This window comes from Pseudomonas sp. Fl4BN1, assembly GCF_009908285.1.
Classification (GTDB): Bacteria; Pseudomonadota; Gammaproteobacteria; order Pseudomonadales; family Pseudomonadaceae; genus Aquipseudomonas.
On the sequence record NZ_JAAARM010000012.1, the window covers coordinates 99408 to 117507 of the forward strand.

The 18100-nt window shown below is 61.5% G+C and carries 14 protein-coding genes; 6 read left to right on the plus strand and 8 right to left on the minus strand.

What is annotated here, in order from left to right; translation table 11 throughout:
- Positions 1–171: 171 nt before the first annotated feature.
- The 3 genes from GV818_RS15625 to acnA all read right to left on the minus strand — a co-directional run bounded on the left by GV818_RS15625 (position 172) and on the right by acnA (position 5669).
- Entirely contained in the window at positions 172–1737 is a 1566-nt protein-coding gene (locus GV818_RS15625) for a methyl-accepting chemotaxis protein (protein ID WP_161753176.1), read from the minus strand.
- Between the two features lie 218 nt (positions 1738–1955).
- Positions 1956–2747: a CPBP family intramembrane glutamic endopeptidase gene (locus tag GV818_RS15630; RefSeq protein WP_161776952.1), complete on the minus strand. Its 792-nt coding sequence runs from the start codon at positions 2745–2747 to the stop codon at positions 1956–1958.
- A gap of 180 nt (positions 2748–2927) precedes the next feature.
- On the minus strand, positions 2928–5669 hold the full coding sequence (gene acnA, locus GV818_RS15635; RefSeq protein ID WP_161776953.1) for an aconitate hydratase AcnA: 2742 nt from the start codon (positions 5667–5669) through the stop codon (positions 2928–2930).
- Positions 5670–5877: 208 nt separating this feature from the next.
- Between acnA and rlmM the strand changes: the two genes are divergently transcribed.
- Together rlmM and tusA are read left to right on the plus strand one after the other, a co-directional pair.
- Positions 5878–6945 (plus strand): 23S rRNA (cytidine(2498)-2'-O)-methyltransferase RlmM, encoded by a 1068-nt coding sequence (gene rlmM, locus GV818_RS15640; protein ID WP_161776954.1) that lies wholly within the window; start codon positions 5878–5880, stop codon positions 6943–6945.
- Between the two features lie 194 nt (positions 6946–7139).
- A complete protein-coding gene (gene tusA, locus GV818_RS15645) occupies positions 7140–7391 on the plus strand; it encodes a sulfurtransferase TusA (RefSeq protein ID WP_161753167.1) in 252 nt (83 codons plus the stop codon).
- Here tusA and GV818_RS15650 read toward each other — a convergent pair.
- The gene (locus GV818_RS15650; RefSeq protein ID WP_161776955.1) at positions 7388–8797 is read right to left on the minus strand and encodes an MATE family efflux transporter; all 1410 of its coding nucleotides are present in this window, start codon (positions 8795–8797) and stop codon (positions 7388–7390) included. The two genes, tusA and GV818_RS15650, sit on opposite strands and share 4 nt — an antisense overlap.
- A 189-nt stretch (positions 8798–8986) precedes the next feature.
- Here GV818_RS15650 and pdxB point away from each other — a divergent pair, with 189 nt between their 5' ends.
- Positions 8987–10129, plus strand: a complete 1143-nt coding sequence (pdxB, locus tag GV818_RS15655) for a 4-phosphoerythronate dehydrogenase PdxB (protein ID WP_161776956.1) — start codon at positions 8987–8989, stop codon at positions 10127–10129.
- A 75-nt stretch (positions 10130–10204) separates the two neighbouring features.
- Here pdxB and GV818_RS15660 read toward each other — a convergent pair whose 3' ends face one another.
- Complete coding sequence (locus tag GV818_RS15660) at positions 10205–10384, minus strand: PA1571 family protein (protein WP_011060254.1); 180 nt, start codon at positions 10382–10384, stop codon at positions 10205–10207.
- A gap of 259 nt (positions 10385–10643) precedes the next feature.
- Between GV818_RS15660 and GV818_RS15665 the strand changes: the two genes are divergently transcribed.
- Positions 10644–12419 (plus strand): ABC transporter transmembrane domain-containing protein, encoded by a 1776-nt coding sequence (locus GV818_RS15665; RefSeq protein ID WP_178124931.1) that lies wholly within the window; start codon positions 10644–10646, stop codon positions 12417–12419.
- Between the two features lie 251 nt (positions 12420–12670).
- Here GV818_RS15665 and GV818_RS15670 read toward each other — a convergent pair whose 3' ends face one another.
- Complete coding sequence (locus GV818_RS15670) at positions 12671–14599, minus strand: transglycosylase SLT domain-containing protein (RefSeq protein ID WP_161776958.1); 1929 nt, start codon at positions 14597–14599, stop codon at positions 12671–12673.
- A 213-nt stretch (positions 14600–14812) separates the two neighbouring features.
- Here GV818_RS15670 and GV818_RS15675 point away from each other — a divergent pair, with 213 nt between their 5' ends.
- The gene (locus GV818_RS15675; protein ID WP_161753157.1) at positions 14813–16732 is read left to right on the plus strand and encodes an ATP-binding cassette domain-containing protein; all 1920 of its coding nucleotides are present in this window, start codon (positions 14813–14815) and stop codon (positions 16730–16732) included.
- A gap of 96 nt (positions 16733–16828) precedes the next feature.
- Here GV818_RS15675 and GV818_RS15680 read toward each other — a convergent pair whose 3' ends face one another.
- Both GV818_RS15680 and GV818_RS34490 read right to left on the minus strand, forming a co-directional pair.
- Complete coding sequence (locus GV818_RS15680) at positions 16829–17266, minus strand: universal stress protein (protein ID WP_161753155.1); 438 nt, start codon at positions 17264–17266, stop codon at positions 16829–16831.
- Positions 17267–17296: 30 nt separating this feature from the next.
- Complete coding sequence (locus tag GV818_RS34490; RefSeq protein WP_256667351.1) at positions 17297–17494, minus strand: hypothetical protein; 198 nt, start codon at positions 17492–17494, stop codon at positions 17297–17299.
- On the opposite strand from GV818_RS34490, the gene GV818_RS15685 reads away from it, so the two are divergent.
- Complete coding sequence (locus tag GV818_RS15685) at positions 17400–17804, plus strand: hypothetical protein (RefSeq protein ID WP_372242097.1); 405 nt, start codon at positions 17400–17402, stop codon at positions 17802–17804. The two genes, GV818_RS34490 and GV818_RS15685, sit on opposite strands and share 95 nt — an antisense overlap.
- Positions 17805–18100: the final 296 nt, after the last annotated feature.

Genomic DNA, 18100 nt, shown 5'->3' on the forward strand with positions numbered 1-18100 from the left:
GCTGGAGGCGCGAGCTGGCTCGATATCGCTGTGCTCAGGCTTGAAGTGCAGGGGCGGGCGTCGAGATTCTTGCCCGGCAAGCTCGCTCCTGCAGTGATGGCTGGGGTTCAGGCCCAGGCATAAAAAAACCGCAAGCAACTGCTTGCGGTTTTTTGTCGCCGGGCCAATGGCTCAGCGATTGAAACGCTCCACCAGCGAGTACTGGGTGTGCGCGGTGCGGGTCAGGGCTTCGCTGAGTTCGGCCGAGTGCTGGGCCTGCTCCGAAGTCTGGTCCGCCAGTTGCGCGATGGTGCTGATGTTGCGGCTGATCTCTTCGGCCACCGAGCTTTGCTCTTCGGTCGCGGCGGCGATCTGGGTGGTCATGTCGGTGATGTTGGCCACCGCTTCGCTGATGCCTACCAGTGCCTGGTCGGCTTCCAGCACCCGAGCTACACCTTCCTCCGCTTGGCGATGGCCGGCGTCCATGGTCTGCACGGCGCTGGCAGCGGTCTGCTGCAGCTTGGCGATCAGGGTGTGGATCTGTCCGGTGGATTCACTGGTGCGCTGTGCCAGTTGGCGAACTTCATCGGCTACCACGGCAAAGCCGCGGCCCATTTCCCCGGCACGGGCCGCTTCGATGGCAGCGTTCAGGGCCAGCAGGTTGGTCTGGTCGGCGATGCCTTTGATCACATCCACCACGCCACCGATTTCGTCGCTGTCCTTGGCCAGTTGGGTCACGGTCACGCCGGTTTCACCGACCACCACCGACAGACGCTGGATGGCTTCGCGGGTTTCCCCGGCAATGTCCCGGCCACGACCGGTCAGGCGATTGGCTTCCTGGGTGGCATCGGCGGTGCGTTGTACGTGGCTGGCCACTTCCTGGGTGGTGGCGGCCATCTGGTTGACCGCAGTGGCCACTTGTTCAGTCTCGACCCGCTGACGCTCCAGGCCGCTGGAGCTGTTGTGGGCCAGGACGTCGGACTGTCGAGCCTGTTCGTTGAGGTGCTCGGCGGTGTCCTGCAAGCGGGTCAGGCAGGTTTTCAGACGGGCTTCCTGGCTCAGGATCGACATTTCCAGGCGTGCCTGGGCACCACGGCTGTCGGTGTACATTTGTGCGATCAGCGGATCGGAGGTGGTCTGTTCGGCCAGGCGCAGCAGGCGTTTCAGGCCCCGCTGTTGCCAGCTCAGCCCCATCAGGCCCAGCGGTACCGAGAGCGCTGCAGCCAGGGCGAAGCCCCAATGGGAGTTGAGCCAGGCACCGATCATGAAGCTCAGTTGGCTGACCAGAATGAATGGCAGCCAGTCCTGCAGCACCGGCAGCCACTTGTCGCGTTTCGGAATGGCCGACTTGCCCTGGTTGATGCGCTGGTAGAGGGCTTCTGCGCGACGCACCTGTTCGGCCGTGGGTTTGACCCGAACCGATTCGTAACCCACCACCTGGCTGCCTTCGAACACGGGTGTCACGTAGGCATTGACCCAGTAATGGTCACCGGTCTTGCAGCGGTTCTTGACGATGCCCATCCATGGCAAGCCTTGTTTCAACGTGCCCCACATGTGCGCGAACACGGCCGCTGGCACATCAGGATGGCGGACCAGGTTGTGCGGTGCGCGAACCAGTTCTTCACGGGAAAACCCACTGATTTCGACAAAGGCGTCGTTGCAGTAGGTGATCACGCCTTTGGCGTCGGTGGTGGAAATCAACCGCTGTTGAGCCGGGAAGGTACGTTCGCGCTGAGTGACAGGCTGGTTATTACGCATGACTTTTTCAATCCGCAAGGCTTTGAGGGTTTGTCGGCCGCTTCAGCCGATTATTGAAATTATTTTTCAATAATCGGCACTGGATCCCATTAGCGGAAGGGGCCGCTTGCAAAATGCGGCGCCAGGATTTTGCCGGCGTTGGCGAGAGGCTAATCATTGACTTTCTTCCTTGGCAGTCAATAGTTCTGAAGTACTGGTTTGGGCAAATTTCCGGGGGCCTATCCGGCGAGCATCGGGTAGGTGAACAGGCCAAAGTGCAAAAGGTTGAGGCCGAAGTGAGTGGCCACCGCAGCGCCCAGGCCGCCAAATCGATAGGCCAGACCGTAGCCGACTCCGGCGATGGCCGCCAGCAGCGTCCATTGCCAACCGGCCCCCAGGTGCACCAGGCCAAACAACAGGGCTGCACACAGCAGGGCCAGATTCTCGCCGTAGGGCAGGGCCTTGAAGCGTCGACTCAGGCCGCCCTGGATATAGCCACGGAACAGGGCCTCTTCCACCAGGGTCACCAGCAGCAGGTTGTTCAGTACCCATAGCCAGGCCTGATCCGGCCACTTCGGCGCCCAACTGATGATCCCCAGCAGCAGTGCACCACCCAATGCCGCGACAGCGCACAGGGTCAGGGCCAGGACCGTTGCGTATACCGACAGACGCAGCGAGCGGCGTCCGACGATCCACGGGCAGACCAGCAGCAGCCAGAAGCCAATCAGCGGCTTGTCCTGGTTGAGGTACATGGAGAAGGGCACTGCGTCATCCGTGAAGCGTTGCGGGTCAATGCCCCGGCCATTGTAGAAGCCGGGCAGCCAGTGCATGGCCAGCGCCAGGGCAACAACCACAAACAGGCCGTGGCCCAGGTACTGGCCGATACGGCTGCGTTGCTGGCGCACGGCGAACCCGGCACACAGCAGCAGGAAGATCGAGAGGGCGGCCAGTAGGCCCAGTTGCCCGTAGCTCAGGGCCAGTGCGTAGCCAATGGAGAGGAGTGCCAGATACATCCATGGCAGAGCAGTCATGTGGAATCCTTGTTGCGGAAAAAAGAGAGGTATTACTGAAACGTTGTTCAGCGCCGAATCTGTAGTCGTTATTGCGACCGATGAGTCAGGTTCTGAGCGGCGGCAAGTATAACCAGCTGAGTTGCACACGACAGCCCAACAAAAACACCGCCCGAAGGCGGTGTCTGGTTTTGCGCGGGATCAGGACGCGATCAGTTGCCGCAATACGTAATGCAGTATCCCTCCGGACTTGAAGTATTCGACTTCGTTCAAGGTGTCGATGCGGCACAGCACTTCGATCCGCTCCTGGCTGCCGTCCTCCCGGGTGATCACCAGGGTCAGGTTCATCCGCGGCGTCAATTGCGCGTCGCTGAGGCCGAGGATGTCCAGGGTTTCCCTGCCGGTGAGCTTCAGGCTCTTGCGGTTCTGGTCGAGTTTGAACTGCAAGGGCAGGACGCCCATGCCCACCAGGTTGGAGCGGTGGATGCGCTCGAAGCTCTCGGCGATTACTGCCTTGACCCCTAGCAGGTTGGTGCCTTTGGCGGCCCAGTCGCGGCTGGACCCGGTGCCGTATTCCTGGCCGGCGATCACCACCAATGGTGTGCCTGCTGCCTGGTACCGCATGGCGGCGTCATAGATCGCCAGTTTCTCGCCGGTGGGAATGTACAGGGTGTTGCCGCCTTCCTCGCCGCCGAGCATTTCGTTGCGAATGCGGATGTTGGCGAAAGTGCCGCGCATCATTACTTCGTGGTTGCCACGCCGTGAGCCATAGGAGTTGAAATCCCGTGGTTCCACGCCTTTGTCACGCAGATACCGTCCGGCGGGACTGTCGGTCTTGATGTTGCCGGCGGGGGAAATGTGGTCGGTGGTCACCGAGTCCCCTAGCAGTGCCAATATCCGTGCACCGCTGACATCCTTGATTTGCGGCAGGGGGCCGGCGATGTCGTCGAAGAACGGTGGATGCTGGATGTAGGTGGAATCGTCCTGCCAGACATAAGTGGCGGCTTGCGGTACTTCGATGGCTTGCCACTGGGCGTCACCGGCAAATACCTCGGCGTATTCCTTGTGGAACATCCGGGTGTTGACCTGGGCCACGGCGTCAGCGATTTCCTTGCTGCTGGGCCAGATGTCTCGCAGGTACACCGGCTTGCCATCCTTGCCTTCACCGAGGGGTTCGCTGCTGATGTCGATACGCACCGTGCCGGCCAGGGCATAGGCCACCACCAGGGGCGGTGAGGCCAGCCAGTTGGTTTTCACCAGTGGATGCACCCGGCCTTCGAAGTTGCGGTTGCCGGACAGGACCGACGCTACCGTCAGGTCGGCTTGCTGGATGGCTTTCTCGATCGGCTCCAGCAACGGGCCGGAGTTGCCGATGCAGGTGGTGCAGCCGTAGCCCACCAGGTCGAAACCCAGCTGGTCCAGATAGGGTGTCAGGCCTGCCGCCTTGTAGTAGTCGGTCACTACCTTGGAGCCGGGCGCCAGTGAACTCTTGACCCAGGGTTTGCGTTGCAGGCCTTTTTCCACCGCTTTTTTTGCTACCAGTCCGGCTGCCATCATCACGCTGGGGTTGGAGGTGTTGGTGCAAGAGGTGATGGCGGCAATCACCACCGCGCCGTTTTTCAGGCGGTAGGTCTGGTTGTCGTACTGGTAGTCGGTTTCGCCTACCAGGTCCGCATTGCCCACGGCGACACCGCCACCGCCCTCGCTTTCCAGGCGGCCTTCTTCCTTGCTGGTGGGCTTGAACTGCAGGTCGATAAAGTCAGTGAAAGCCTGGGCCACATTGGGCAGTGCAACTCGATCCTGTGGCCGTTTGGGGCCGGCGAGGCTGGCCTCCACGGTGCTCATGTCCAGTGCCAGGCTGTCGGTGAACAACGGCTCCTTGCCAGGCTTGCGCCACAGGCCCTGGGTCTTGCTGTAGGCCTCCACCAGTTTCACCAACTCGCTCGGGCGTCCGGACAGGCGCAGGTAGTCGAGGGTGATGTCATCCACCGGGAAGAAGCCGCAGGTGGCGCCGTACTCCGGGGCCATGTTGGCGATGGTGGCGCGGTCCGCCAGTGGCAGGTCGGCCAGGCCGTCGCCATAGAACTCGACGAACTTGCCCACCACGCCTTTCTTGCGCAGCATCTGGGTCACCGTCAGCACCAGGTCGGTGGCGGTGATGCCTTCTCTCAGCTTGCCGGTGAGCTTGAAGCCGATGACTTCCGGAATCAGCATCGACACCGGTTGGCCAAGCATCGCCGCCTCGGCCTCGATCCCGCCCACGCCCCAGCCCAGAACGCCAAGGCCGTTGATCATGGTGGTGTGGGAGTCGGTGCCCACCAGGGTGTCGGGGAAGGCATAGGTGCGGCCATCCTCCTCCTTGGTCCAGACGGTGCGCCCCAGGTATTCCAGGTTGACCTGATGGCAGATGCCGGTGCCCGGCGGTACCACGCTAAAGTTATCGAAGGCACTCTGGCCCCAGCGCAGGAAGGCGTAGCGTTCGCCGTTGCGCTGCATCTCGATGTCGACGTTTTGTTCGAAGGCGCTGCTGCTGGCGAACTTGTCCACCATCACCGAGTGGTCGATCACCAGGTCCACCGGCGACAGTGGGTTGATCCGCTGCGGGTCACCACCGGCCTTGGCCATGGCTGCGCGCATGGCCGCCAGGTCGACCACGGCGGGCACGCCGGTAAAATCCTGCATCAGGACTCTTGCCGGGCGGTACTGGATTTCGCGATCGGAGCGGCGCTCCTTGAGCCAGGCCGCGAGGGCCTTGAGGTCGGCGCCGGTGACAGTCTTGCCGTCTTCCCAGCGCAGCAGGTTTTCCAGCAGGACCTTCAGCGACATGGGCAGGGCGTCGATATCTCCCAGGCTCTTGGCGGCATCCGGCAGGCTGAAGTAGTGATAAGTCTTGTCGTCGACTTTTAGGGTTTTAAGGGTTTTCAGGCTATCAAGGGATGGCATTGAATGACTCCTTTTGGCCCGCACGGCTACGGGCCTGTGATACGGACAGAGAGTTAACCTAGCTCTGTTTGGGGCTTATAGCTAATCACTGGACTCCTGGGCTCAGTCCAAGGTTCCGAACTCGGTTATCATGCGCCGGTTTTCGTGACAGGCTTTGCTACAGGGCAAGTTTGCGCATCGATTCATCGCCAGTTGCCCAGGAGATTCCATGAACACCCTGTTTACCCATTGCCGGCCCGGTTTCGAGGGCGAAGTCTGCTCCGAGATCGCCGACCACGCGGCCCGACTGAATGTCGCCGGCTACGCCAAGGCCAAGCCCAGCACCGCCTGCGCCGAGTTCATCTGCACCGAGGACGACGGCGCCCAACGCCTGATGCAAGGGCTGCGTTTTGCCGACCTGATCTTTCCCCGGCAGTGGGCGCGAGGCGGTTTCATCGACCTGCCGGAAACCGATCGCATCAGCGTGATCCTGGCCTACCTGGCGAGTTTCCCCCAGTGCGGCAGCCTGTGGCTGGAGGTGGTGGATACCAACGATGGCAAGGAACTGTCGAACTTCTGCAAGAAGTTCGAGGGACCGCTGCGCAAGGCCCTGACCGCTGCCGGCAAGCTGGTGGAGGACGCTGCCAAGCCGCGCTTGCTGCTGACCTTCAAGAGTGGGCGGGAGGTCTTCGTCGGACTGGCTGATGCCGGTAACTCGGCGATGTGGCCGATGGGTATTCCACGGCTGAAGTTCCCCCGAGAAGCGCCAAGCCGCTCGACCCTGAAACTGGAAGAGGCCTGGCACCACTTCATCCCCCGGGATCAGTGGGACGAGCGCCTGCATAGCGACATGACCGGGGTTGACCTGGGCGCTGCGCCGGGTGGCTGGACCTGGCAACTGGTCAACCGTGGGATGCTGGTGACCGCCATCGACAATGGGCCGATGGCCGAGAGCCTGATGGACACCGGCCTGGTGCAGCACCTGATGGCGGACGGCTTTACCTACAAGCCACGGCAGCCAGTGGACTGGATGGTCTGCGACATCGTCGAGAAGCCGGCGCGCAATGCGGCGTTACTGGAAACCTGGATCGGCGAGGGCCATTGCCGTGAAGCGGTGGTCAACCTGAAGTTGCCGATGAAGCAGCGCTATGCCGAAGTGAAGCGCTTGCTGGAGCGGATCGAGGAGGGCTTCAAGGCTAGGGGGATTCGTGTCGCTGTTGGCTGCAAGCAGCTGTATCACGATCGTGAAGAGGTGACCTGCCACCTGCGACGCCTGGACCTGAAAAAGTCCAAATAGTGGTAGGCGCCGGCTTGCTGGCGAAGCGTTCCTTGAGCCTGGTGTTGGTCTTGAGGGGGGCTTTCGCTGGCAAGCCAGCTCCTGCAGGGCGGGAGCGGCGTGCGCCAACACTCGCGCCAGCCGATAGGTGAGTGGCAACAGATGACCGGATGACGCCATTGCGCGACAATGCCGGCCAGTTTCAGGAGTGAACCATGAGTCAAATCATTGATACGCCGGTTGACGGCACCCTCGACGCCACCGGCCTCAATTGCCCTGAGCCAGTGATGATGCTGCATCAGCATATCCGTGACCTGCCAGCAGGCGGGCTGTTGAAAGTGATCGCCACCGACCCTTCTACCCGCCGCGACATTCCCAAGTTCTGCGTATTTCTCGAGCATGAACTGGTGGCGCAGCAGGAAGAGGCCGGTACCTACCTCTACTGGATTCGCAAGAAGCTCGATTAGTCTGCCGAGCGGCTGATCCGGATCTGCCTGCGCGCACTGCGGGTCAGGCGGATCGACAGCATCAGCGCCGCGCAACTCAAACCGACGATCAGGCCTTCCCACAGGCCACTCGGGCCCCGCGCGGGACCGAACCAGTCGGTCAGGCCCAAGGCGTAACCCACTGGCAAACCGATCCCCCAATAAGCGAACAGGGTCAGGATCATGGTTACGCGAGTGTCCTGATAGCCTCGCAGTGCGCCCGCTGCAGTCACCTGGATGCCGTCGGAGAACTGGAACAGCGCCGCATACACGAGGAGCATCGATGCCACCTGGACCACCATCGGGTCGGTGGTATAGATCGACGCGATGGGCTCGCGCAGCAAGAACATCAGGCTTGCGGAGAGGCAGGCGTAAGCCAGTGCAGTGCCCATGCCGACCCCGGCACTGAAGCGCGCATTGCGCGGTTGCTCGCGCCCCAGGGCCTGGCCGACGCGCACGGTCACCGCCATGGCCAGGGAGTAGGGGATCATGAACATCAGGGAGCTGACGTTGAGGGCGATCTGATGCCCGGCGACCACCGTGGCGCCCAGGCTACCGATCAACAGGGCAATCACCGCAAAGATGCTCGACTCGGCGAACACCGCGATGCCGATGGGCAGGCCGATGCTCAACAGGCGCTTGATCACGGCCCATTGCGGCCAATCAAAACGGCCGAATAGATCAATCTTCCGATACGCCGGTGCCCAGTGGGTCCAGCCGGCGATGCCGAACATCATTGCCCACATCACGATGGCCGTGGCCCAGCCGCAGCCAACGCCGCCCATGGCCGGCACACCGAAGTGGCCATAGATGAAGATGTAGTTGATAGGGATGTTCAGGGCCAGGCCGCACAGGCCAATGATCATGCTCGGCACCGTGCGCCCCAGGCCGTCGCTGGAGCAACGCAGCACGTAGTACAGCGCCACCGCCGGCAGGCCGCTGGCAATGCCGCGCAGGTAACCCATGCAGGGTTCGATCAGCTCCGGATCGACCTTCATCAGGTGCAGTACTGGCTCGGCACTGATCAGGATCAGGGTTGCCAGCAAACCGACCACCAGGGCCAGCCACAAGGCCTGGCGCACCAAGGGGCCGATCTCGTGCGAGTTGCCGGCACCAAAGCGCTGGGCCACTTTGGGCGTGGTGGCCAGCAGGGTACCGGTCATCAGCAGGAACACCGGAATCCATATCGAGTTGCCCAGGGCCACAGCCGCCAGATCTCTCGGGCTGACTCGGCCGGCCATCACGGCGTCGACAAAACCCATGGCGGTGGTGGCCACCTGGGCAATCATGATGGGCAGGGCCAGTACCAGCAGGTCGCGCAGTTCGCGGCCAACTCGGGCAGGGCGGCTGATGGATGGGGTGGAGGGGGAAGCGGTTACGGAGTTCACGGGGCGTAGCGTCCATAGGCGTGTTGCGCGGGACGCGACAGTCTACGCGTTGACACAGTGGTCAGGAAAAACTCCAGTGTTGTGGATTTGTAATTCTCGGGCCTGGAGGAAATGGCCGCTCAAGCACAAGCCGTGCTGGCCCGCCCAGTCTTCTGCGCCTACACTGCGGCTCCGCAAGAGGAGCCTGCCATGTTGATTGTTGCCGACGAAAATATCCCCCTGATCGAAGAGTTTTTTGCCGGCTTCGGCGAGATTCGGCGCTTCCCCGGCCGCGCTATCGACCGGGCCAGTGTCGAGCAGGCAGATGTGTTGCTGGTGCGCTCGGTAACCCAGGTTGATCGCCAGTTGCTGGAAGGCAGCCCGGTGCGTTTTGTCGGCACCTGCACCATTGGCACCGATCACCTGGACCTGGACTACTTCCAGCAGGCCGGTATCACTTGGTCCAGCGCGCCGGGCTGCAATGCCCGCGGCGTGGTGGACTATGTACTGGGCAGCTTGCTGACCCTGGCCGAAATCGAAGGCGTGGACCTGGCCCGTCGTTGTTATGGCGTGGTTGGTGCGGGTGAAGTTGGAGGGCGGTTGATCAAGGTGCTGCGTGGCCTGGGTTGGCAGGTCCTGGTCTGTGACCCGCAGCGGCAGGCGGCTGAAGGCGGCGACTATGTCAGCCTGGAGCAGTTGCTCGAGCGTTGCGACGTCATCAGCCTGCATACGCCACTGATCAAGCACGGGGAGCATTCAACCTGGCACCTGCTGGACCGGCAGCGGCTGAACCGGCTCAAGCACGGCGCCTGGCTGATCAACGCGGCCCGTGGTCCGGTGGTGGATAACCAGGCGCTGCGTGAAGTCCTGCTACAGCGCGAGGACCTGCAGGCGGTGCTGGATGTCTGGGAAGAAGAGCCGGCAGTGGACCGCGCCCTGGCGGATCTGTGTGTGTTGGCCACGCCGCACATTGCCGGCTACAGCCTGGACGGCAAGCAGCGCGGGACTGCGCAGATCTACCAGGCGTATTGCCGTTTCCTCGGCCAGGCCGAGCAAGTCAGCCTGGCCACCTTGTTGCCGGCACCCTGGGTGCCGCAGGTCAGCCTGAATGCCAACGCAGATCCGGCCTGGGCGCTGGCGATGATCTGTCGGGCGGTGTACGACCCGCGGCGTGACGATGCGGACTTTCGTCGCAGCCTGGTCGACGATGTCGCCCAGCAGCGCAGTGCGTTCGATGGCCTGCGCAAGCATTACCCGGAGCGTCGCGAGATTGATGGCCTGGAAGTGCGGATTCAGGGCGCGTCGCCGGCCTTGAGTCAGATTGTCCACGCCCTGGGCGCCAGCTCCGTCTGAATCCGTTCGCCGGCTGGAAATCGCGCATAAAAAACCCGGCCATAAGGCCGGGTCAAGAGGACGTGAGGCTGAGTGTCAATCTTGCCGAGCAGGCTTGACCAGTCGCTTTTCCAGTTCGCGGCAGGCGTTCTGGATCATGTCTTCAGTAATCGGTACTTCGCGACCCTGGGCGTCGATGATGGCACACCCCAGAGACTGGTTCGGCTGGGTACGGATCACTTGAATCTTGTCATTGCTGCTGTGTTGCAAGGACATGGCCTGTCTCCTCATCAGGTTGTGTGCTTACTTTAGAATGGCCGGGTGACCAAGCTGTTACAGATCGCCGCCAGGGCAGGCCCGGTGACTTCACTCCAACAGAAATATCCGGGGAGTGCCAGCCACAGATTAGACCGATAATCTCTAGGCTCTAGTGTTAGCGGTCATAATCAACCTGACTCATTGTGATTTACCAAAGTTCCTGCGAATTCATCTCGTTGCCGTCGCTGCAACGGGGCACTCGTCGGCGCGTCAATGGATGAACTGCATGCTTTCTTCTCGTCACCGTCGGGCGCTGCACCTGGCCAGCCGCTTTATCGCTCCCTACCGTTGGCAGGCGCTGGGTGCCTTGCTGGCGCTGATCGTCACTGCGGGGATTACCCTGTCCATGGGGCAGGGCATTCGCTTGTTGGTGGACCAGGGATTCATGACCCAGTCTCCTCATTTGCTCAATCAGTCCATCGGCTTGTTTCTGCTGCTGGTCGTGGCGCTGGCGGTGGGCACTTTCGTGCGTTTCTACCTGGTGTCGTGGATTGGCGAGCGTTGCGTGGCGGATATCCGGCGCCAGGTGTTCAATCACCTGATTTATCTGCATCCCGGGTTCTACGAGAACAATCGAAGTTCGGAAATCCAGTCGCGGCTGACGGCGGACACCACCTTGCTGCAATCGGTGATCGGTTCTTCGCTGTCGTTGTTCCTGCGTAACACGCTGATGGTGCTGGGGGGCATCGTCCTGCTGTTCGTCACCAATCCCAAACTCACCAGCATTGTGGTGATCGCCTTGCCGCTGGTGCTGGTACCGATCCTGTTTTTCGGTCGTCGGGTGCGCAGCCTGTCGCGCCTGAGCCAGGACCGGATCGCCGATGTTGGTAGCTACGTGTCGGAAACCCTCGGCCAGATCAAGACGGTGCAGGCCTACAACCACCAGGCTCAGGACGAGCGACGTTTTGCGGTGACGGTGGAGGAGGCCTTCGATACTGCGCGCAAGCGGATTGTCCAGCGTGCCTGGCTGATTACGCTAGTGATTGTTCTGGTGCTGGGCGCGGTGGGCGTGATGCTCTGGGTCGGTGGCATGGATGTGATCGCCGGGAGGATTTCCGGAGGCGAGTTGGCGGCATTCGTTTTCTACAGCCTGATCGTTGGCAGCGCCTTTGGCACCTTGAGTGAAGTGATCGGCGAGTTGCAGCGTGCTGCCGGGGCGGCGGAACGGATCGCCGAACTGCTGCGGGCGGACAACATCATCCAGCCACCCAGTAGCGGGCGAGTGAGCTTGCCAGCGCGGGTGCGCGGCGATCTGGAACTGGACAACCTGCGCTTTTCCTACCCGTCACGTCCGGATCGCTATGCCGTCGATGGGCTGAGCCTGAGTATCCATGCAGGGGAAACCCTGGCATTGGTTGGGCCGTCCGGGGCGGGGAAATCCACCCTGTATGACCTGCTGTTGCGCTTCTATGATCCGCAACAGGGCCAGATACTTCTGGATGGCGTTCCTCTGACCCAGCTCGATCCGTTGGACCTGCGGCGTTGCTTTGCCCTGGTGTCGCAGAGTCCGGCACTGTTCTACGGCAGCATCGAAGAGAACATTCGCTACGGCAATCCGGATGCGACCCTGGCGCAGGTTCAGGAAGCGGCGAAGATCGCCTATGCCCATGAGTTCATCGAGCAGATGCCAGAGGGTTACCAGACTCACCTGGGGGATGCGGGGCTGGGGCTTTCCGGCGGTCAGCGACAACGCCTGGCGATTGCCCGAGCGTTGTTGGTGGATGCACCGATCCTGCTGCTGGATGAGGCCACCAGCGCCCTGGATGCGCAGAGTGAGCACCTGATCCAGCAAGCTTTGCCCAGCCTGATGAAAAACCGCACCACCCTAGTGATTGCCCATCGCCTGGCCACGGTGAAGAACGCCGACCGGATCGCGGTCATGGATCAAGGCGCGCTGGTGGCGGTGGGCACTCACCAGCAACTGATTGCCAGCAACCCGCTGTATGCGCGCCTGGCAGCGCTGCAATTCAGTGACGGCGCTCGGGCTGAATGACTTTTTTCGAGCCCTTGTAGCTGCGCCGAACTTGCGAGGGTGCGGTCCCCGCCAAAGCTGCGCATGCGTGAGGGTTGGTGGAGCACCATTGCTGGGTTTGCGGTCACGTCGCGCCTGGTTACAGCTACAGCCCCTCGGACTCGGTAGTGACTGCAGCTGGTTGTGCGTCTGTTGGCGCGGATCGGCTTCTGCCCAAGCCCATAAACAATAATGCCCGCATCGCTGCGGGCATTGTTGTCGGTTGCCAATGATTACTGATCGTCGAAATAACGCTCATGCCAATCCACCAGCGGCTGTGGCGAATTGAGCTTTTGGCCATAGATTACCGAGTAGGACAGGACGTTCTGCACATACTGGCGGGTTTCGTCGAAAGGAATGCTTTCCACCCACACGTCGAAGCTCAGGTGGTCTGCGCCCTTGAGCCACTGACGTACTCGCCCGGGGCCGGCGTTGTAGGCGGCAGAGGCCAGTACCCGGTTGCCATTGAACTGGCTGTGGACCTGGCTCAGGTAGGCGGCTCCCAGCTGAATATTCTTGTCCGGGTCCAGCACTTGCTGTGGAGAGGACAGGGGAATGCTGAATTTGCGTGCGGTTTCCTTGGCAGTGCCGGGCATCAGTTGCATCAGGCCGCTGGCGCCCACGCCGGAGCGGGCGTCGTCCATGAAGGCGCTTTCCTGGCGGGTGATGGCAAATACCCAGCTGGAATGCAGGCCGCGAACCTTGGCTTCACGCACCAGGGTGTCGCGGTGGGCCATGGGGAAGCGGATATCCAGGTCGTCCCAGTACTGGGCCTGGCTGATGGTGCGAATGGCCGGGAAGTACCACTTCAGGTCGTAGGCCAGCTTGGCCTGGGCGACCATCTCGTCACGGTTGAAATGCCGGCTGACGTGGTACCACTCACGGCGCCCGTCGACGATCTGCCCGCGAGCATGGAGTTCCAGGGCGCGCCGTACGCCTGGGGTGTTGCGCACTTTGTTGATGAGGGTCTGGCTGAGCACCAGCGGCTGGTTGTTCAGCTGGTAGGGGGCCTTGGCGTGATCGGCGGCCAGGAAGCCATAGAAGTCCCGCTCTCGGGCCAGGCTCTTGAACAGTACCAGGGCCTGCGGGTTCTTCGGCTCGGCCAGTTCCAGGCTGCGAGCCTGCCAGTAGCGCCAGCGGTTAGTGGTGGCCAGGTCCTGAGGCAATTTGCGGGTCAACTGATAGGCATCTTCCCAGCGTGCAAGGCGCAGCAGCAGGCGCAGGCGCCATTCGGAGACCGTATTGTCACGCAGTTCAGGGTCGTACTTGGTCATCACGTCCAAGGCGCGACTGTCGAAGCGGCGAGCCAGGGTCAGGCCGATTTCGCGAGCGATGGCCACTTTTTCGTCACGAGAGAAGTGCATGCTGCTGGCATAGCCGTCGAGCAGGGCCATGGCCTTGTCCGGGTCCTGGCGGGCCAGGCGCCGCAAGCCGAGGCCGACCACGTCGGACATGGCTTCATCGGCCGGCTGGAAACGTGAGGGCTGGCCCAGCAGTTCGGGTTTTTGCGCCACGTCCACCAGCAGGCGGCCTTGAGGCGCCAGACTGGTCATGCTTTTTACCAGGCTGTTGGCCAGGGGGTAGTTGCGGGCTTCGGCTGCCAGCTTGGCCCGTTGCCAGCGCTTCTGTTCGGTCAGCTGGCCTTCGGCAGCCCACTGGGCGAACAGCGCGTCGCAGGCAGCCGGCTGGGATTTGCCGGTCAACCAGAGTTTCTCAGTGGCTGCGTAACCTTCGGCCTTGAGGTTGTGGCCCAGTTGGTACTGGCCGTTGAGGCAGTCCAGTTCGGTGAAGTTGAGTTTCGGATCGTAGTACTTGGTGAAGGTGGCCCAGTCGCCACGCTCCGCCAGCCAGCGCAACCAGCGCAGCTTCATCCAGTTCGCCTGGGGCAGGTCGCCATGTTCAGCGAGGAACTTCTCGATCTCGGGATTGCTGGCACTCTTCAGGCGAGCGGTGAGTTCGTCGTACGCCAGGTACGGCTCTAAGGGGTAATCGTGCAGCGCATCGGCATAACGGAAATAGGGCCCGGAATCACCCTTGGCCAGGGCGCGCTTGGCTTCATCGTAGTACTGACGTTGCAGGGGCAGGTCCGCCGCCTGGGCGGATTGGACGGCAGTGGCAGAAAGAAGCAGGCAAGATAAAAGGCTGAAAAGGCGACTGCGCATGAGACATCCGGGCAGAGAAATCATGACTAGTGCCGACAGGGCCGGCACTGATTGTTCACTAGCTTAGCCTTTTGCCAGCAACCGGTGAAAGCTTTGCCGGCCCGCTGGCATCAGTTGGCAACAAAAGTGTGGTCGGGGCCTTCGGGCATGAAATAGCCGGCCTTCTGAGGGCGCAAGTCAGGTAGAATGCGCGCCCGGTTTTTGGAGAAGAACATGACCCTGCTCAAATTCAGCGATGTGTCCCTTGCTTTCGGCGCCATGCCGTTGTTGGACAAGGTGTCCTGGCAGATCGCCCGTGGTGAGCGGGTGTGCATCATCGGCCGTAACGGTACTGGCAAATCCAGCATGATGAAGCTGGTCAAGGGCGATCAGAAGCCCGATGACGGCTCCGTATGGCGTGCACCCGGTCTGAAGATCGGCGAGTTGCCCCAGGAATTGCCAGTGGCCGACGAGCGGACCGTGTTCGACGTGGTCGCCCAGGGCCTGGACGGTGTCGGCGAGCTGCTTGCCCAGTACCACCATTTGAGCCAGAACATCGTCACTGACGCTGATCTGGAAAAGCTGATGCATGTCCAGCACGACCTCGAAGCCCGTGACGGCTGGCGTCTGCAGCAACTGGTTGACAGCACCCTGAGCCGCCTGCAACTGCCCGCTGACAAGACTCTCGCCGAGCTGTCCGGCGGCTGGCGCCGCCGCGTACTGCTGGCCCAGGCCTTGGTCTCCGAGCCGGACCTGTTGCTGCTCGACGAACCGACCAACCACCTGGACATCGGCGCGATTGCCTGGCTGGAAGAGGCGCTGAAGGATTTCCAGGGTGCGGTGCTTTTTATTACCCACGACCGTTCCTTCCTGCAGAACCTGGCCACTCGCATCCTCGAACTGGATCGCGGCGGGCTGATCGACTGGAATGGCGACTACGCCAGTTTCCTGGTGCATAAAGAAGCCATGCTGGCGGCGGAAGAAACCGCCAACGCGCTGTTCGATAAGCGTCTGGCCCAAGAAGAAGTCTGGATTCGCCAGGGCATCAAGGCCCGACGGACTCGTAACGAAGGCCGTGTGCGTGCCCTCAAGGCACTGCGGGTTGAACGCAGCGAGCGTCGCGAGCGCACCGGCAAGGCCAATATCCTGCTGGAAACCGCAGACAAGTCCGGCAAGCAGGTGATGGTGCTGGAGAACGTCAGCTTCGCTCATCCGGGTGGCCCGTTCCTGGTCAAGGACTTCTCCATGGTCCTGCAGCGCGGTGATCGCATTGGCCTGCTGGGCGCCAACGGCACCGGCAAGACCACCCTGCTCAAGTTGATGCTCGGTGGCCTGGTGCCTAGCAGCGGCAAGGTAGAAGAGGGCACGCGGATCGATGTGGCCTATTTCGACCAGTTGCGTCACCAGCTGGACCTGGAAAAGACCGTGATCGACAACGTCGCCGAAGGTCGCGACTTCATCGACATCGATGGTCAGAGCCGTCACGTGCTGAGTTACCTCGGTGACTTCCTGTTCAGCCCGCAGCGTGCCCGCACGCCGGTCAAGGCGCTGTCCGGTGGTGAGCGTGCACGACTGTTGCTGGCCAAGCTGTTCAGCAAACCGGCCAACCTGCTGGTTCTCGACGAACCGACCAACGATCTCGACGTGGAAACCCTCGAGCTGCTGGAAGAAGTGCTGCTGACGTTCCAGGGCACTGTGCTGATGGTCAGCCACGACCGGGCCTTCCTCGACAACGTGGTTACCAGCACGCTGGTGTTTGAAGGCGAGGGCAAGGTTCGTGAATACGTTGGCGGTTATCAGGACTGGCTGCGCCAGGGCGGTTCGCCGCGGCTGCTGGGAGTGAGCGAGAACAAGTCCGGCAAGGCCGAGCTGAATTCCGCCGTAGTGCCGTCGGTGCAAGCCGAAGCGCCGGCTCCTGCACAGGAGCCGGCGGCAAAGAAGAAACTCAGCTACAAACTGCAGCGCGAGCTTGAGGCATTGCCTGGGCAGATTGATGCCATGGAGCAGCAGATTGCCGGTGTCGAGGCGGAAATGGCCGATGGCGCTTTCTATCAGCGCCCAGCGGCAGAAACCGCTGCTGTCATTGCCCGGCTGGAGCAGTTGAATGCCGAGCTGGAGCAGATGGTCGAGCGTTGGGCGGAGCTGGATGCCTGAGTGATCGACGGTTGATAAAAAAGCCCGACTTAATAGTCGGGCTTTTTGTCGGCGTGGAGGCCGGGATTTTCTGATCGGCAAGTGCCTGGAGTAGGCTCAGCGTTTGGCCAGATGCACTGCCAGCACGTCACAAGGCGCGCCATGCAGGACATCATTGGCGGTGGAGCCCAGGAGAAGGGCCAGGCCATGACGGCCGTGGCTGCCAACCACGATCAGGTCGCATTCCTGTTCCTTGGCCAGGTGGTGAATCTCCTGGCGCGGTTGGCCATAAGTCAGGTGGCTGTACTCCTTGGTCAGCTCCGGATACTTGTTGATCAGCCGGTCCAGACGCTCCTTGGCCTGGTCGAACTGCTGTTGTTGCAGTTGCGAGAGGTCCATGGGCACATCACCGCCGAACGCCATGGCCATGGGTTCGACAATGTGCACCAGGGACAGCTTGGCTCCATTGCTTACCGACAGCTCGCGAGCGCGGTGGATAACAGGATCGCACTCTTCGGTTAGATCTACGGCGACCAGAACATGGTGGTAGGACATGAGGCGCTCCTCCTGAGGATTGCAATAGCTTCAAGTATGGCTGGTTTCAAGCGGGTCGGTTTCATCGTCGCCCCGCTCATCAAGAATCGAGAGTACAGATATGACGGTCTGGATAGTGGTGTCAATCCTTGCAGTGGTTCTAAGCCCGTTGGCGTGGCTGCGGCCCTCGCGCCGACAAAGCGGGCTGATCGCCTTGCGGATGGAGGCGCGCCGCATGGGTTTGGCCATGCAGTTGTCGCCTCAGGAGTGGCCGCACTGGCTGGGCCAGGAGCCGCCTAACCCTTGTCCGCAGTACCACCGGCCACGGCGTAGCCAGCAATCGGCCTGTTGGAGTTATTGGCAGGTAGCCTCGGGGAGTTGGGTCAATCAGTGGCGTGAGCCTTGTGTCGATGAGTTGTTACTCAAGCATCTGCAGTCGTTGCCGTCGGGTGTGTTCAAGGTGGAGGCTGACAAGCAGATGATCGCCTTGTACTGGAATGAACGTGGCGAAGTCAGTGTTTTGCAGGATATTGCCTCTTTGCTCAAGGCGTTGGCCTGAAACAGTAGGCGGGTGCACGCGGCAATCGCGAACGCCTGGCAATAAAAAGCCCGACATCAGCATCGGGCGGGATGGCCAGGCAGGCCGGTAAGCTCTCTTGAGCCACTCTTTAGTGGCTCTCTCTCTGCATGTTGATCACCCTCGCTGTCCGAGTGCAAGGACGGGGCAATTCTTCTTCAGATATTTCCCGAGTTTAGTTGCTCTTTGTCCCTGTTGGTGGACGATTTAGGGCGACTTTTCTAAATATTGATCCTATGAATGGTTATAAGTGCGTGGGTGTGTTGATCATTCTGGGG

Excerpts from the sequence above, each read along its gene's own strand:
- GV818_RS15625 (WP_161753176.1), bottom strand. The coding sequence starts at position 1,737 with ATGCGTAATAACCAGCCTGTCACTCAGCGCGAACGTACCTTCCCGGCT.
- GV818_RS15630 (WP_161776952.1), bottom strand. The coding sequence starts at position 2,747 with ATGACTGCTCTGCCATGGATGTATCTGGCACTCCTCTCCATTGGCTAC.
- acnA (WP_161776953.1), bottom strand. The coding sequence starts at position 5,669 with ATGCCATCCCTTGATAGCCTGAAAACCCTTAAAACCCTAAAAGTCGAC.
- rlmM (WP_161776954.1), top strand. The coding sequence starts at position 5,878 with ATGAACACCCTGTTTACCCATTGCCGGCCCGGTTTCGAGGGCGAAGTC.
- tusA (WP_161753167.1), top strand. The coding sequence starts at position 7,140 with ATGAGTCAAATCATTGATACGCCGGTTGACGGCACCCTCGACGCCACC.
- pdxB (WP_161776956.1), top strand. The coding sequence starts at position 8,987 with ATGTTGATTGTTGCCGACGAAAATATCCCCCTGATCGAAGAGTTTTTT.
- GV818_RS15660 (WP_011060254.1), bottom strand. The coding sequence starts at position 10,384 with ATGTCCTTGCAACACAGCAGCAATGACAAGATTCAAGTGATCCGTACC.
- GV818_RS15665 (WP_178124931.1), top strand. The coding sequence starts at position 10,644 with ATGAACTGCATGCTTTCTTCTCGTCACCGTCGGGCGCTGCACCTGGCC.
- GV818_RS15670 (WP_161776958.1), bottom strand. The coding sequence starts at position 14,599 with ATGCGCAGTCGCCTTTTCAGCCTTTTATCTTGCCTGCTTCTTTCTGCC.
- GV818_RS15675 (WP_161753157.1), top strand. The coding sequence starts at position 14,813 with ATGACCCTGCTCAAATTCAGCGATGTGTCCCTTGCTTTCGGCGCCATG.
- GV818_RS15680 (WP_161753155.1), bottom strand. The coding sequence starts at position 17,266 with ATGTCCTACCACCATGTTCTGGTCGCCGTAGATCTAACCGAAGAGTGC.
- GV818_RS34490 (WP_256667351.1), bottom strand. The coding sequence starts at position 17,494 with ATGGCCAAACCCATGCGGCGCGCCTCCATCCGCAAGGCGATCAGCCCG.